11 protein-coding genes are annotated in these 15,427 nt (G+C 34.3%); 4 read left to right on the top strand and 7 right to left on the bottom strand.

What is annotated here, in order from left to right; translation table 11 throughout:
* Window positions 1–26 precede the first annotated feature (26 nt).
* Window positions 27–164: a hypothetical protein gene (locus tag I600_RS19315; RefSeq protein ID WP_027065147.1), complete on the bottom strand. Its 138-nt coding sequence runs from the start codon at window positions 162–164 to the stop codon at window positions 27–29.
* 142 nt (window positions 165–306) lie between these two features.
* Complete coding sequence (locus I600_RS09015; RefSeq protein WP_058104101.1) at window positions 307–1,935, bottom strand: carboxylesterase/lipase family protein; 1,629 nt, start codon at window positions 1,933–1,935, stop codon at window positions 307–309.
* Window positions 1,936–2,217: 282 nt separating this feature from the next.
* Between I600_RS09015 and I600_RS09010 the strand changes: the two genes are divergently transcribed.
* Window positions 2,218–3,150 carry a nucleoside hydrolase gene (locus tag I600_RS09010; protein WP_245188872.1) on the top strand — a complete coding sequence of 311 codons (933 nt, stop codon included), beginning with the start codon at window positions 2,218–2,220 and terminating at the stop codon, window positions 3,148–3,150.
* A gap of 2 nt (window positions 3,151–3,152) precedes the next feature.
* Here the strand turns inward: I600_RS09010 and I600_RS09005 are convergent, their stop codons facing one another.
* Window positions 3,153–4,127, bottom strand: a complete 975-nt coding sequence (locus I600_RS09005; RefSeq protein WP_058104099.1) for a Gfo/Idh/MocA family protein — start codon at window positions 4,125–4,127, stop codon at window positions 3,153–3,155.
* A 116-nt stretch (window positions 4,128–4,243) separates the two neighbouring features.
* Here I600_RS09005 and I600_RS09000 point away from each other — a divergent pair, with 116 nt between their 5' ends.
* Window positions 4,244–5,110, top strand: coding sequence for a DUF808 domain-containing protein (locus I600_RS09000; protein ID WP_058104098.1), 867 nt, complete (start codon window positions 4,244–4,246; stop codon window positions 5,108–5,110).
* Window positions 5,111–5,128: 18 nt separating this feature from the next.
* Here the strand turns inward: I600_RS09000 and I600_RS08995 are convergent, their stop codons facing one another.
* From I600_RS08995 to gmd, 3 genes are all read right to left on the bottom strand, one after another.
* Window positions 5,129–6,475 (bottom strand): undecaprenyl-phosphate glucose phosphotransferase, encoded by a 1,347-nt coding sequence (locus I600_RS08995; protein WP_058104097.1) that lies wholly within the window; start codon window positions 6,473–6,475, stop codon window positions 5,129–5,131.
* Window positions 6,476–6,596: 121 nt separating this feature from the next.
* Window positions 6,597–7,688, bottom strand: a complete 1,092-nt coding sequence (locus I600_RS08990; protein WP_058104096.1) for a GDP-L-fucose synthase family protein — start codon at window positions 7,686–7,688, stop codon at window positions 6,597–6,599.
* A gap of 33 nt (window positions 7,689–7,721) precedes the next feature.
* Complete coding sequence (gene gmd / locus I600_RS08985) at window positions 7,722–8,834, bottom strand: GDP-mannose 4,6-dehydratase (RefSeq protein WP_058104095.1); 1,113 nt, start codon at window positions 8,832–8,834, stop codon at window positions 7,722–7,724.
* A gap of 853 nt (window positions 8,835–9,687) precedes the next feature.
* Between gmd and I600_RS08980 the strand changes: the two genes are divergently transcribed.
* Both I600_RS08980 and I600_RS08975 read left to right on the top strand, forming a co-directional pair.
* A complete protein-coding gene (locus I600_RS08980) occupies window positions 9,688–9,942 on the top strand; it encodes a hypothetical protein (protein WP_157490858.1) in 255 nt (84 codons plus the stop codon).
* Between the two features lie 325 nt (window positions 9,943–10,267).
* On the top strand, window positions 10,268–14,227 hold the full coding sequence (locus I600_RS08975; RefSeq protein ID WP_058104093.1) for a non-ribosomal peptide synthetase: 3,960 nt from the start codon (window positions 10,268–10,270) through the stop codon (window positions 14,225–14,227).
* 25 nt (window positions 14,228–14,252) lie between these two features.
* Here I600_RS08975 and I600_RS08970 read toward each other — a convergent pair whose 3' ends face one another.
* A complete protein-coding gene (locus I600_RS08970) occupies window positions 14,253–15,110 on the bottom strand; it encodes a class I SAM-dependent methyltransferase (RefSeq protein WP_058104092.1) in 858 nt (285 codons plus the stop codon).
* Window positions 15,111–15,427: the final 317 nt, after the last annotated feature.

Raw genomic sequence — 15,427 nt, 5'->3', positions numbered from 1 at the left:
CGGCAACTAACAACTAACAAACATCCTCAAAAAGCCTCTAAAACATAACCGAATATCCAATACAGAATAAGAAATACAAAAACGGTTCCTATGCAGCCACATTTACCACCACCTATTTTCTTTGCGCCATACCACGCACCAATAATTTGAATTAATTTTTTCATGGGTGCAATTTATAATATTGTTTGGTTACTATTGATGTAAAAAGTTGCTCAAAAACTTGTTTCAATAAAAAATCTCTTTTTCTTATTAAGAGCATTGATGCTATTAAAATGAAAAAGAGATGTATTTGAACGGAGTTACTAATTAATTTTTGAAAGACTTATCTAAAAACTCATAACGTTCATCATTGGGAGCCTTTATCAGCTTACTTTCAGTGTCTAGGACCATAACCGGGGGAGTTGTGTCGTTGGGTTTGGCAGGATCCCATTTTGGTAGTCCTTCACCATTTGGGTTTCCGGTTTTAATGAAATTAGCAAAATACGTCATCATCTCTTTAGAAACTTTGTAATCATCCGCAGTCCATGCATAATCATCAACCAAATGAAGGTTGCCCATACAATATTCAATTTCACAAGCGTGCGGAGCACCAACAGCTACTGGAGCAGGAGGTGTGTCTGAGCCTTTTGCCACAGTGCCACCAGCTAAACCAGATGCTAAAGTATTATCAACTAAAGGTGGTCTCAATTTGCTGTATAAATATCTGTAAACGGGTTGGCCACTATTTTTTCTATGTAAATCGAACCATTTCCAAGTACTATAAGAGATAAATCTATCAGATGCTAAAGCAGTAGCAGATAATTCAATTTCTTTTTCAGAACTATGAGGGTATAGTTCTAATACCTTTTTATATTCTTTTGGGTAAGCTTCTTTTACTTTGTTTACATAGTTTTCCTCTGTATAAGGACCTTGTGTAAAAGCCATACCTGGTATCTCGGCAGAATTCCACCCTAATAATAATGGGACCATAGCCTGTTCTTTATTTTCAAAGATTTCAGGTAGCGTTTTGGGTAAAAAGTAACCGTCTAGAACAGTAGGGAAACCAAATCTTTTTGACTCATTATATATTTCGTATACTTCTCTGGTGCTCAATTTACGTAATGCTGCAATAGATGGGTAACCGGTATTTTTAGCAAATTCCTCACCCATGTTTTCTGCATCTTTCAATGGAACAGGTGACATAGTAGGGTTGATGCCAGCACCACTTTCACCAATAGCGCCTGCAATTAAATCTTTAGATAATGGCGACCCCATTTGTTGACTTGTACCAATAGAACCAGCCGATTCGCCTGCAATGGTTATTTTATTGGGGTCGCCACCAAAAACGGCAATATTTTTGTTTACCCATTTTAGAGCTGCATTTTGATCTAACAATCCATAATTTCCAGAAGCCTTATACGGAGCCTCTGCACTTAATTCTGGGTGTGCCAAAAATCCGAATATATTCAATCTATAATTCGTTGTAACAACGACAATACCTTCTTTGGCCATACTCTCACCATCATAACGAGGCTCTGAACCATCACCGGCAACATTCCCGCCGCCATAGAAATATACAAGAACGGGAAGGTCTTTGGTGTCCATTTTTGCTGGTGTCCAAACGTTTAGGTATAGGCAATCTTCGCTAACGCCATTAGACCTAGAATGCATATCACCGAAAACCATAGTTTGCATTGGTCTAGGACCAAATTTTTTAGTCTCTTTTACGCCTTCCCAATTATCTAAAGGTTGAGGGGCTTTCCATCTTAGCTCACCTACTGGAGGTTTGGCAAATGGTATGCCAAAGAAACGTTGAATTCCGGTGTGAGTGTCGTAATTACCTTCGATGATTCCGTTTTCAATAGATACTTGAACAGGAAATGAATTAGTTTCTTGTGCGTTTGTAAATTTGAAGGTCAACAAAAGGCTGAATAGGATAATTTTAAGATTTCTCATGATGATTAAATGTGTTATTGTCTCATTTTGTAACAATAATACATTTATTTTTTAATTATATGATAATCTGACCATTAAAATTTAGTATTATTGATAAAATTTACTATCAGATATTGATGATTTAAGTTGTTGTAATCATTGTAGTAATATAAAATTAATTGTTGTTGATACGTATTTCATAAAAAAATAAAGCTTATGCGGTCTATATTTCTAATTCTGTTTTTTGTTATTTCTTCATTTGGATTTTCACAACAAACCCGATTAGAAGAGCTGAACTCTTTGGTGAAGCCCAGAATGCGAGTAATAATAGATAATGATTTGGGAGGTGATCCTGACGGACTCTTTCAATTAGCACATCACTTAATGTCACCATCAGTAGAAATAAGAGGGATAATTGCTTCCCATTTATATGAACAAGGTTTTGGCGGACCTGGAACTTCAGAATACGCAAAAGAACAGGCGATGAAAGTCATTAATATCTTGGGGCTCGAAAATTCTGTTAATGTGTATATAGATAAAAGCCGAAGTATGGTCGATGTTACAAAACCTATAGATAGCGAAGCAGTCCAGGTAATCATTAAAGAAGCAATGCGTACCGATACAGATTTGCCTTTGTATGTTGTTTGTGGTGGAGGTTTAACTAACATCGCAAGTGCTTACTTGCTTGAACCTGAAATTGCAGAAAAATTAACCTTGGTTTGGATCGGCGGTCCAGAATATACAGATATCGCAATTCCGCCACCTGGGTATACTACTTTAGAGTATAATTTAGGAATCGATATTAAAGCCGCTCAAGTTATATTCAATGATTCAGACATCAATATATGGCAAGTACCAAGAAACGTTTATCGACAACCTATAATGTCAGATGCCGAACTATTGATAAAAGTTAAAGGTAAAGGCAAGCTTGGTAATCATTTATTTAATGTGATGAAAGAGGCTTATACGAAATTGGATAAATGGAATATTCCTATGGGGGAGGTGTATATATATGGCGATAATCCGTTAGTGCTTCTGACGGCTCTTCAGTCGTCATTTGAGCCAGACCCATCATCGAGTAGCTATGTTATAAAACAAGCTCCAATTATAAATGAAGAGGGTTTGTATAAAGTCAATTTAAAAGGGCGAAACATTCGAGTATATCAACAGCTTGATAATCGCTTGTTGTTTGACGATTTCTTTACGAAGTTGGTGTTGTTGGGGGTTGAAAAATAAGGTTATCGACTGCTTAAACGTTCTAAAATATCGATAACCAAAAGTCCTTCTTCAGCAGAGCATGGGTTTTTATTGTTTCCTAAAAAGAAATTAACAGTTGCTTCGATCATAGGCTCTTGAACATGTTTAGGATTGTTGAATTCAAATACTCTTTCCTCTGTTTTGGATATAAGGTGAACTTTCGATCCAAAAAACGAAAATTTGATACATCCGTTTGTTCCATATATAATACACTCATCTTTTTGGTTTATTTCGGCGGCATTAAATTGCCAAAGACCTCGAAATTGTATACCATTTTTAAATGCGATAATACCGTTAACGATTTCATTTACCTTGTTGTTGATTTTGGTTGGCGTGGTAAGGCCATATAACTTGTCAATGGACCCGAAAAAATGAATCATTAAATCTAAATGATGAGGTGCCAAATCGAAAAAATACCCACCACCTGATATTTCTGGTTGTATTCTCCAATTCTCTTTTTTGTCAGAAGCAAATAATTCATTTTTAGATTGTAAAACTTGTAATCCAACGTGAAGCACATTACCAATAGCATTAATTTCTAGTAATTCTTTTAATTTTAAGAAAGCGGGTAGTTTACGTCGGTAATGAGCCATGGTTAATTTACCTGTGCTATTTACTAATGCTTCACAAATTTGGTTAGCTTCATTTGGGTTCAGTGCCATTGGTTTTTCTAAATACACATTTTTATTTGCCTTTAGAGCCTGTGTGGTATAGGTAAGGTGAGAAGATGGGGGAGTGGCAATATATACTGCATTGATATTTGGGTCGTGTATAATATCATCAGCATTGGTAGTCCATAACGGTACCTCATGGCGTTGTGCAAAATCTTTGACCTTAGCTTCATTTCTGCGCATGACCATTAGCAAGTTGGAGTTTTCCACTTTTTGAAAAGCAGGTCCACTTTTTACTTCGGCAACATCTCCACAACCAATTATTCCCCAATTAATTTCTTTCATTTAAGGTTCTCTTTTTATTTCTTACTAAAGTTACAAATTAGGGATGGGTTATCTTTTTTAGGTATAGAATTCTTAATAATGAATTTGTTGAATTATTTTTGAGCAAAATGATATAAATGGCATCAGGATTTTTTGCAGTATTGGATGACGTAGCGGCATTGTTGGACGATGTAGCGTCAATGAGTAAAATAGCTACTAAGAAAACGGCTGGTATTCTCGGTGATGATTTAGCGGTAAATGCAGAAAAAGCATCAGGATTTGTCTCTCAAAGAGAATTACCGGTACTTTGGGCAATTACTAAGGGTTCTTTGCTCAATAAGATTATAATTCTACCTATCGCCTTTTTGTTGAGTGCTTTTTTGCCTTGGGCGGTTACAGTGATTTTAATTTTAGGAGGTGTTTACCTTGCTTTTGAAGGTGCCGAGAAAATTTATGAATTTATTGTACCTCACAAGCTTGACCATGTTTCTGCCGATACTCAACCAATGAGCAAGGCGGAAATTTTAGAACTGGAAAAGTCAAAAGTGAAATCTGCTATTCTAACGGATTTTATTTTGTCAATAGAAATCGTGATCATTGCGTTAGGAACTGTTATTGAAGAACCTCTAGCTACTCAAATAGCTGTTGTTTCAGTTGTTGCTTTGTTAGCTACGGTTGGAGTATACGGTATTGTAGCTTTAATAGTTCGTATGGATGAGTTTGGAGCTAGATTAATTAACATAAATGAAGAGACCAATACCATTTCAGATAAAATAGGGCAATTTTTTGTAAGCGCATTACCTAAGGTGATTAAAGCGCTTGCTGTAATAGGTACAATAGCATTACTTTTGGTTTCTGGGGGAATATTTGTACACAATATTGAATTTCTACATCATTTACTACCTAATTTACCAGGTATTATTGTGGAATTTTTAACTGGACTTGTAGTGGGGTTTGTAGCTCTGTTGATTTTTAAAGGAGTTAAATCAATATTCAAAAAATAGGTTCTTGGGTTTAGTTGTTTAGTATGCACGTTCTTCTCCTTTAATGGCATTATATACAGTCATGATTATAATTTTTGCATCTAATCCCAATGACCATTTTTCCATATAAAAAATATCATAACGTACTCTGTTAATGATATCCGATTTGTATATGATTTCACCTCTGTACCCTTGAATCTGTGCCAAGCCTGTTATACCTGGTTTTAGGAAATGCCGTACTAGATATTTGTCTACTGAATTTTGATATTGCTCGGTATGTACAACCATATGTGGTCTTGGACCAACTACACTCATGTCTCCCATTAATACATTGATAAATTGAGGTAATTCATCAATACTGGTCTTTCGTAAAATTTTGCCTAACCTAGTAATACGCATATCATTCTTGGTAGCCATTTTGGTGTCACTATTTTTGCTTTTGGTCATAGACCTAAACTTGTAACACCAAAAAGTTTTTCTATTAACCCCATGACGCTTTTGTTTAAAAAATAAAGGACCTTTAGAATCAAGTTTCATAAGGATATATATGATTGGAGTTAACCATGATAGTACTAGCAAAATTACTAGGCTTGAGAAAAAAATATCGAATAAACGTTTTATAATGCTAGAATAATCTAGATCTAAAGGAGATGCCCTAAGATTTAGTACCGGCACATGCCCATAAAGCTCTAAAGACATTGCCCTTGAAAATAGTTCTTTATTATCTGGTATTATTTTCACTTTCTTTAGACTATTATCGGCAATGTTTATTAAATATTGAATCTCTGATTTTGAGAGTCTAGAAGCCATGCAATAAACTTCCTCTACGTTATTTTCAAAAATGTAATTAAAGGAACTTTCAATATTGCCTAAATAAAAAGGATTTTTTGATTCAATATTATCAAAATACCCCATATAACGATAGCCGTATTCAGGATTGTCAAATATGCGTTTTACTTTTTGTAAGTTTTTATCTCGCCCAATTACTACCGTTCTAATTTCGCTATACCCTTTTTTACGGTATAAATTTCTCGCCCAGTAAAATAGTATTCTAAAAACTGTGAGTAAAATACAAATCTGAAGATATACTAGAACTAAATAAATAGGGGTATACGTTTGTTGGTTAAAGAATATAAAAGAGGTAAAGTAAACCAACCCGTACACAGTAAATTGTGCGACAAAATTCTTGAAATTTGTCATAAAACTATCCCTTCTCGCAGTAGGGTAAAAGTTAATGTGGTATGCAACAATTAACCAAGTTAAGTTATAATATAGTATGCCATAAATATTTAGATAGGTTTCAGGTATGTATACGTATAATGTAAGGTTTATGAACATTATATGTACAAAAAATGAAATTGGAATAATGAAAATTGATTTCTTCATTTCAGCTTTTAATAATGGTTGGTTTAAGAGCTAATGATAGGTTATTACTGTTATCCATTGGTGTCAACCAATGGATAACAGGTAAATTTGAGTTTGATAGAAATCTGTAGGTAAATGACAACTATTTCTTAGTGGTGTACCAAGAATACACTTGTTCTATTCCTTGTGATAATGAAACGGTGTGTTTCCATCCAAGGTCATGTAGTTTTGAGGGATCTGTTAGTTTTTTTAGGGTTCCATCTGGTTTTTCTGTGTTAAAATATAAATTACCTTTAAAACCTATTTTCTGCTGAATAAGTTCAGCTAAATCTTTAATACTGATATCTACACCAGTACCTATGTTAATATGTGTATTGCGAACTTCTTTATTATCTTGGTCATAACAGTCATTAAAATCTCTTTGTTCCATTAAGAAAACACAGGCGTCTGCCATGTCTTCACTCCAAAGAAACTCTCGCATTGGTTTTCCTGTTCCCCAGATTTCTAAATGAATGTTATCATCTTTCTTTTTGATACCGTATTTATCTAGAACTGATAAAATTTCTTCTTTTGATGAGTTTCCATTGACTCTCTCAATGGGTAAGGCATTTAAATCAGATGAGATAGCATCCCAATGATCATTCTCTAGGGCTTTTCCTAAGTGCATTTTTCTTATCAATGCTGGTAAAACATGTGATTTTTCTAAGTCGAAATTGTCATTAGGACCATATAAATTAGTAGGCATTACAGAAATAAAATTAGTTCCGTACTGCAGATTATAACTTTCGCACATTTTTATACCAGCAATTTTAGCAATAGCATAAGGCTCATTGGTATACTCTAAAGTATCGGTCAGCAAATAATCTTCTTTCATGGGTTGTGGACAATTTTTAGGATAAATACAGGTACTACCTAAAAAAAGTAATTTTTTTACACCATGTTTATAGCTTTGGTGAATCACATTATTCTGAATCATGAGATTCTCATAAATGAAATCAGCTCTATATGTATTGTTGGCAACTATGCCGCCAACTTTTGCGGCGGCAAGTATTACATACGAAGGTTTTTCGGTTTCAAAAAAATGTGAAACCTTTACAGAATCGGTCAAATCTAACTCTTTGTGTGTTCTGAAAATTAAATTCGAGTAGCCTTTTATTTTAAGGTTCTTAACTATTGCACTACCGACCAGACCTCTATGACCTGCAACATATATTTTAGCTTCTTTATCTAACATTTTGAAATTTTAACTTGAATAATTGTTTATTTCTTACTCAAAATAGTTATAAGTTACATAGCCGCCTTCTTTCAAGTATTGGTCTTTCTTCATTAGTTTTAGGTCATGTACCATCATATCCTTTACCAAGCCTTGTAAATCATATTCCGGGATCCATCCTAATTTGGTGTTTGCTTTTGTAGCATCGCCAATTAACAATTCTACTTCTGTTGGTCTAAAATATTTAGGATCTACAGCTAGTACTTCTTTGCCAATTTCTAGTTGAATTTCTGGGTTGCTACAAGATTTTACATATCCTTTCTCATTAACACCTTCACCTTTAAATTCTATTTCAACACCCATTTCTGCAAATGCCATTCGTACAAATTCTCTAACCGGAGTAGTTTTACCAGTAGCAATAACCCAGTCTTCTGGTTCGTCTGCCTGTAAAATCATCCACATCATACGTACATAATCTTTGGCATGGCCCCAATCACGCTGTGCATCTAAGTTCCCTAAGTATACTTTGTCCTGTAGCCCTAGACCAATCCGTGCCGCAGCTCTAGTAATTTTTCGGGTAACAAAAGTTTCCCCTCTAATGGGCGACTCATGGTTAAATAAAATACCGTTACAAGCAAACATGTTATATGCTTCCCTGTAATTTACCGTAATCCAAAATGCATACATTTTTGCAACTGCATAGGGACTTCTTGGGTAAAAAGGAGTAGTTTCAGATTGTGGTACCTCTTGTACCTTACCGTATAATTCTGAAGTAGACGCCTGGTAGATTCTTGTTTTTTTCTCTAGCCCTAGTAGACGAACTGCATCCAATATTCTTAAAGTACCTAATCCATCCGCATTTCCTGTATATTCAGGAACTTCAAATGATACATGAACGTGACTCATGGCCGCAAGGTTATATATCTCGTCAGGTTGAATCTCTTGTATTAATCTAATCAGGTTAGTACTATCGGTCATATCACCATAATGAAGTACAAAATTTCTATGTTCAACATGTGGGTCTTGATAAAGGTGATCTATTCTATCAGTATTGAAAAGAGAAGCTCTTCTTTTAAGTCCGTGAACTTGGTATCCTTTTTTTAGTAAAAATTCGCTCAAATAAGCGCCGTCTTGACCTGTTACTCCTGTGATTAATGCTACTTTCATAGTGCTGTGAAATGAATTTAAATAATATTTTATGTTTAATTAGAATCCAAATTTTGTTCTAAATTGTTTGAATTGTTAGGTGATAAACATTTTTCCTGCGAAAAACTTAGTGTATTCATTAAATTTATATGAGAAAAGATGTTCGTTTAATTCGTTAATAAACTGGTTTTAAAAGTAAAATTATGTTTTACCACTACCTAGATTAAAACAAAATAAGTATGAAGTTCATCATAGGTTAAATCGCCTAAAATGACTGTGGTTAATGGTTGTGTAACAAATTTAGGATAATATTTACCTAATTCACCTTGTTAAAATCAAACTATAGACAAATTAATCATTTATTCGATAAAGTGTAATTATATAAAATGTTGTTCTCAATTATTATTAAGAGTGTATTTATGACCTGTATATTTTAAGGTTTTCTAAGAATGTTCTAGTTAAATAATGATAATTGCTATTGAATATTATTTACTTGCGCGGTAAAAAGAATTATTTCTTAAATGATCGAAAGCTTAGTTTATCGGAAGTAAAGCCCGATTAGATACAATTTTGTTTCAATTGACAAATGGATGGTAATAACTGCATGCCAACTTTTCTTCTTAAATGTTGTACATATTTTCAAACTTATTAGGTGAAGTTTTGTTTTAGTCTTAATATTCAAATTAAAACTTATAAGCGAATTGTTGTTGTATAGTTAAAATATAATTAAAATATAATTTTTTTAGTATTTGTATTGTTGTTTATGCTATGTTTAGCTTTTATAAGTTTTCTCTTACTTAAATTATAAAATTAAGTCATCTCTTGTAGAATATTTATTGTTTCCTCTCGTTATTTTATCAACTTAAACCTCCATATGATGATATCTAACATTTTAAATGGGAAGCTAACATCTTCTTATCAAAGTAAAAAGTTAGTTTCTCTTGAAGATTGCTATAAGCAACTTAAGCCTTATTTTAAGATAAAAATAAGTGGACAGGTCAATGCATCTGGTTCTGCCTTGAAAGGAAAAAAAATTCAAGGTACTAGAGATCAACTTTCACCTAATCTTATTGAACAGAATCAAATAATATATGCCAAATTAATGACTGAAAGGTTGTTAAAAGGCTAATACAGTCTTTTGAGAAATTATATAAGTATTTATAAATGCCAACCTGGTAATTGATAATGAAAAGGTATAGTCCAAACTTTATTGGGTTATACCTTTTTTTGTTGTTATATTCATCATTATTAAGGGTCTTAAGTAGGGGGCTAAAATCTTCGCTTTTTTACAAACAACTCTTTTTATATACAGATTAGCGAATCTAAGTCCAAATTGTTAGGAATATAAATATATTTATCCCAAGATTTAAATAATTACACCCCTTAAGGTGAAGTTGTGTGAATTTAAACGTGTTCCCCTTATCTTATATAATTAACCTATTTAGTATAGAATCTTGGAAGTTTTAACACCTTTTAATCCTTTTGAAGGACCTGAGATTAAGCATATTTTGCAAACGACCGATGCGCAAGAGGAAATTTGGTATTCTTGTTATTTTGGTGGTGAGGCGGCAAATATTGCTTACAACCTTTCCCTTACTATAAAATTGCAAGGACAGCTCAATGTAAATGCTTTGCAATTGGCGGTAGATGAATTGATTGCGCGTCATGAGTCACTAAGATCTTCATTTAGCCCGGATGGTAAGTATATTAACGTTTTTTCATCGGTGTTTACTAATATCGACCTGGTGGATTATAGCCAACTTTCAGTTGAGAAAGCCAAGGAGGCAATACATAATTATACTGAACAGGATACGAATACTTCTTTTGATCTTACCAAAGGACCATTGATCAGGTTTGCACTGCTTAAACTTGATGAGGAAGTTTATAATTTTACAATTACCGCACACCATATTGTTTGCGACGGATGGTCCGTTGGCATTATTATGCAGGAAATAGGCGCGCTATATTCGTCTAAAGTACTCCATAAATCTCATAATCTTCCGGTTGCAACACCGTACACTGCCTATGTGACTCAACAAGAGGAATTAAAAACCAATGGCGAGTTTGAAAGAGCTGAAACGTACTGGTTGAACCTTTTTAAAGGTGAGATTCCCAAAACAAATTTACCTACCGATTTTGGACAAGTAACGAAAAGAACCTATAACGGTGCTCGTATAAATCAAACTTTAGATAAAGAAATTGTAAAGCGCATAAAAGATACTGGTATTAAAGCTGGTTCTAGTTTAGTTTTGACCTTAATGGGCGCATTTGAAATATTGCTCTACAAAACTACGGCTCAAAAAAGTATAGTGCTAGGGCTTCCTGTTGCGGGGCAATCTAACATGGGCGTTAAAAATTTAGTGGGTCATTGCGTTAAGCTGCTTCCTATGAAAAGTGAGCTTAATGATGATGATAGTTTTATTGATTATTTAAAGAAACGAAAATCTGACAATTTTGATGCGTTCGAAAATCAAGAACTCACCTTTGGTAGCCTGTTGAAAAAACTGAACATCCCTAGAACACCAGGTAGGGTTCCCTTGGTTCCTGTTGTTTTTAATGTGGACATGAATTTAGATGATGATGTTGCTTTTGAAGGGTTAACCTATGATTATCATAGTAATGCTCGTAATTTCGAAACTTTTGAATTGTTCTTGAATGCTACAGGCTCCAATGATAATATAACACTTGAGTGGTCTTACAATACCAACTTATTTGAAGAGAACACGATACTAAACTTAGGTAGTGCTTTTAAGACCATTATTAACCAGTTGGTTGAAAACCCTAATGCCAAACTATCTGAAATAATTGATAAAGAACCAAAGCAGATCGGTATTGAAGGTGCTTCAATGGCTTTACCAAATACCAACTTACACGAGTTATTCCATAAACAAGCTGAAATTACCCCAAATGCAACTGCACTGGAGTTTAATAAAGAGAAAATTACCTATGCAGAAATGCAAAGTAGGATCAATGCTACAGCCGGTTATTTGTGGCAAAAAGGCATTAAGCCAGGGGTTACGGTTGCAATTTCCTTAGAAAGATCTCCAGATTTAATTATTACGCTATTTTCCATATTACAATGTGGAGCTAGATATATTCCTATAGATACCGGTTATCCAGATGTTCGTACAAAACTGATGATAGCAGATGCTCATGCCACTTTTTTCATTTGCACTACATCTAAGAAGGCGCTGGATCACAGTTGTCAAACAATTTTCATGGAGGATATGGTAGCCAACGGGAATGAGGATTTTCAGAAAATAGATGTATCTGCAGATTCGGGTGCCTTTATCATTTATACTTCGGGATCTACGGGCAAACCTAAAGGTGTACAGGTAACGCATAAAAATGTGATTAACTTGTTATATTCAATGGGTTCTGAGCCTGGTATTTCAGAACATGATAGAATATTCGCAACTACGACCATTTCGTTTGATGCTATGGTCATGGAGATATTTTTGCCATTAATCCACGGAGCCAGTGTAGTATTGGTAGATGAAAAGACTAGAAAAGACGGACATCTTTTATTGCAAAAAGCAATTGCCGATAATATTACCATAATGTGGGGAACGCCAACCATTTGGCAGATTTTACTGGATTCCGGTTGGGAAAAACCATTACCTATAAAAGCATTGATCGGTGGAGAACCTGTGCCTAAAGCACTTTCATTACAATTATTGGAAAAATGTAATGAAGTGTGGAATATTTATGGCCCTACCGAAACCACGGTATGCTGTATACTTACTAAAATTACGGCAAACGATAATCCTATTTCAATAGGTAAGCCTATTGCCAATACTCAAATTTACCTCCTGGATGATCAGCGAAATCCTGTATCAAAAGGTATGGTAGGTGAGATCGTTATTGGCGGTGAGGGAGTAACAAACGGGTATTTAGGTCAAAGAGAACTAACTAATGAGCGTTTTGTGAATAATACGTTTGTTGGTGACGGGCAATCTAAAATGTACTTATCGGGCGATTTAGGTAAACTTTTGCCTAACGGTCAAATAGAGTGTTTGGGTAGGAAAGATGGTCAAGTAAAAGTTCGTGGTCATAGAATTGAGCTTGGCGAGATAGAACACGCTCTACTGAAATTAAAGGGAGTTTCAGCTGCTGCAACAGATGTTAGAAATCATGCTTTAAAAGCATATATTGTTTTTAATGGAAGTAATGAGGATTGGGATGCAAGTGTGTTGGAATGGAAAAATCAACTTGCCGAGGAATTGCCTTCTTTTATGTTGCCTTTTGAATATATAAGATTAAAGGAATTGCCGGTGACCATAAACGGCAAATTAGATAGAAAGAGCCTGCCCGATACTGTTTTAAATGGCGAAGCCAATATAAATGAACCTACTCGGACATTAACAAAAGCAGAAGAATTGGTTTGTGAAGTATGGAAAGAATGCTTGTTTTTAAACCAAGTACATCCAAATGATGATTTCTTTGAGCTCGGCGGGCATTCATTAATAGCTGCCAAGGTAATGACCAGTTTGGAGCAAAAATCCGGTCAACGCTTACCTCTTTCTTCATTGTTTGAGTATTCTACGGTTAGAGGACTGGCTAGTTTATTAAAAATAGAAGAAAATACCGTAACCTGGGATTCTATGGTTCCAATACAGCCAAAAGGTTCTAAGACCCCTTTGTTCATTGTTCATGGAGCAGGTTTAAATATTCTTTCGTTTAAAACCCTAAAGGACCATATGGATCCAGAGCAACCCATTTATGGTTTTCAGGCAAAAGGTCTTGACGGTAAAGAAGCTATGTTGACTTCTGTAGAAGAAATAGCATCTCATTATAATGATGCGTTATTGGCAACACAACCTAAAGGACCGTATAAATTAGCGGGTTATTCCTCTGGGGGTATTATTGCTTATGAAATGGCAAAGCAGTTGATGGACAGAGGAGAACAGATATCTACCTTGGCATTATTAGATACCTATGCGTATGCACATTATGGGCGTAATACATATTTGGGTAAAAAATTGGCATTTGGTAATTATATAGCAAATAAGGCTTTGCATGTACTAAAACAATTGTTGTTAAGCAGAGAGGGCTTTAATTATAGAGTAGGTGTAACAAAGGCGAACTTAAAGAAGTTTTATCTAAGGTTGAAAAAGGATAAGAATACCTTGTCTAAAATGGATTACGATTGGGAATATGAAAGCAGAATTATTGAACACAATAAGGTCGTGGATAAATACCATTTAAAACCTTTGCCCATTAAGGCAGATCTGTTCAGAATACAAGATGTAATTGATTATACCCATGATCCTAAAAATTTGGGTTGGAAATCATATGCCAAAAATGGTATAGAAGTTCATTATGTACCCGGAGAGCATTTAACAATGTTTTCACCACCTAATGATAAAATTTTGTCAAAGACGCTCCAAAACGTTCTAGATAAAAATAACTAGGTGTAAAAATGATAGCCATACCAGACTATCTTAAGGCTACCATTACAGCTTTTTTACTATAATTATCAGCACCCATATAACTAAAATAGTGATCAAGGGTGCTGTCTTTTATTGAGCTATGCCATAATGTAAAACCAGCTTTCTTAAAAAGCACCTTGTAATTGTGGGAAAATGAACGCTCATACCCATATGGCTCTGAACCGGTATTAGCATTAAGGTCATGGTTAACTCCATTAGGCTCAATAGCTATAAAAATGGTGTTTCCTAATCTATTTATCTGTTGTAAAAAGTCTAGGAGCTTACTTTCGGTAAAGTATTCAAGTACACCTCTAGAAGTTACAAAAATCATATTCTTATTGGCATACGTGTTTACCCAATCAAAAGCATCGCAGGCAACAAACTCAAGTTTTTGGTTCCTGCTGTATGTTTTTTGGTTTCTAATTATTTGATTTTCACTTAGGTCAATACCTACGAACCTGTCTATTTGTGGAAATTGTTCGCTTAAATAATTTAAAACTTTTCCGTTGCCGGTTCCAATCTCCACTAGGGTATTAAAACCTTCCTCTTCTATAGATAATTTGTTCTTTAAAAGGTCAAACATAAAAGAACATTCGGGTAAGAAGTTTTTTTCAAAGGAGTCATCGGTGGCCGTAAAGAAGTCATCTCCTTTGTTTTTCCAATATGCCTTATGAAATTCTGATAGTGTGTTGTAGTCTGATTTATCCTCTACTTTTTTTAATAGCGACTTACGCATAAAAAGCTCAATTAGGGTAATTTTATTTCTATCGGTAATTGTCATGCCGGTTTTTGCAAGTTTCTTAGCTTTTTTTGGCATCAACAATATGAGTAAGTCACCTATGAGATGTATAAGCTTTCCTTTCATTTTAACCTTGTTATAATTTACTTGTGAAAATAAACAATATATCTATTTGAAATCGCCGATTATCTTAAATATAACACAGTTCATCTACCTAGTCATATTTGGGTGAAATTGTATATCGAAGAACGTCTTTTTTTATTCGATGAAATTATAGGAATGAAATAATTTATGTTTCAGTTGTAGATGACGTATAATTTTTTAATTGATTGATAATCAATTGCTTGTAATCTAATTTTGATTGAAATGGTTCATTGATTGCTGTTAGCTGAAATCTTATTTATACAATAGATTCACTAATTTTACTACTATTATAATGTTCA

This window comes from Maribacter dokdonensis DSW-8 (assembly GCF_001447995.1).
Taxonomy (GTDB): Bacteria; Bacteroidota; Bacteroidia; order Flavobacteriales; family Flavobacteriaceae; genus Maribacter; species Maribacter dokdonensis.
Note: the sequence above shows the minus strand (reverse complement) of the source record. Positions and strands in the feature narration are given on the sequence as shown.

Excerpts from the sequence above, each read along its gene's own strand:
- I600_RS08970 (WP_058104092.1), bottom strand. The coding sequence starts at position 15,110 with ATGAAAGGAAAGCTTATACATCTCATAGGTGACTTACTCATATTGTTG.
- I600_RS08980 (WP_157490858.1), top strand. The coding sequence starts at position 9,688 with ATGATGATATCTAACATTTTAAATGGGAAGCTAACATCTTCTTATCAA.
- I600_RS08995 (WP_058104097.1), bottom strand. The coding sequence starts at position 6,475 with ATGAAGAAATCAATTTTCATTATTCCAATTTCATTTTTTGTACATATA.
- I600_RS08990 (WP_058104096.1), bottom strand. The coding sequence starts at position 7,688 with ATGTTAGATAAAGAAGCTAAAATATATGTTGCAGGTCATAGAGGTCTG.
- I600_RS09015 (WP_058104101.1), bottom strand. The coding sequence starts at position 1,935 with ATGAGAAATCTTAAAATTATCCTATTCAGCCTTTTGTTGACCTTCAAA.
- I600_RS09005 (WP_058104099.1), bottom strand. The coding sequence starts at position 4,127 with ATGAAAGAAATTAATTGGGGAATAATTGGTTGTGGAGATGTTGCCGAA.
- gmd (WP_058104095.1), bottom strand. The coding sequence starts at position 8,834 with ATGAAAGTAGCATTAATCACAGGAGTAACAGGTCAAGACGGCGCTTAT.
- I600_RS09000 (WP_058104098.1), top strand. The coding sequence starts at position 4,244 with ATGGCATCAGGATTTTTTGCAGTATTGGATGACGTAGCGGCATTGTTG.
- I600_RS19315 (WP_027065147.1), bottom strand. The coding sequence starts at position 164 with ATGAAAAAATTAATTCAAATTATTGGTGCGTGGTATGGCGCAAAGAAA.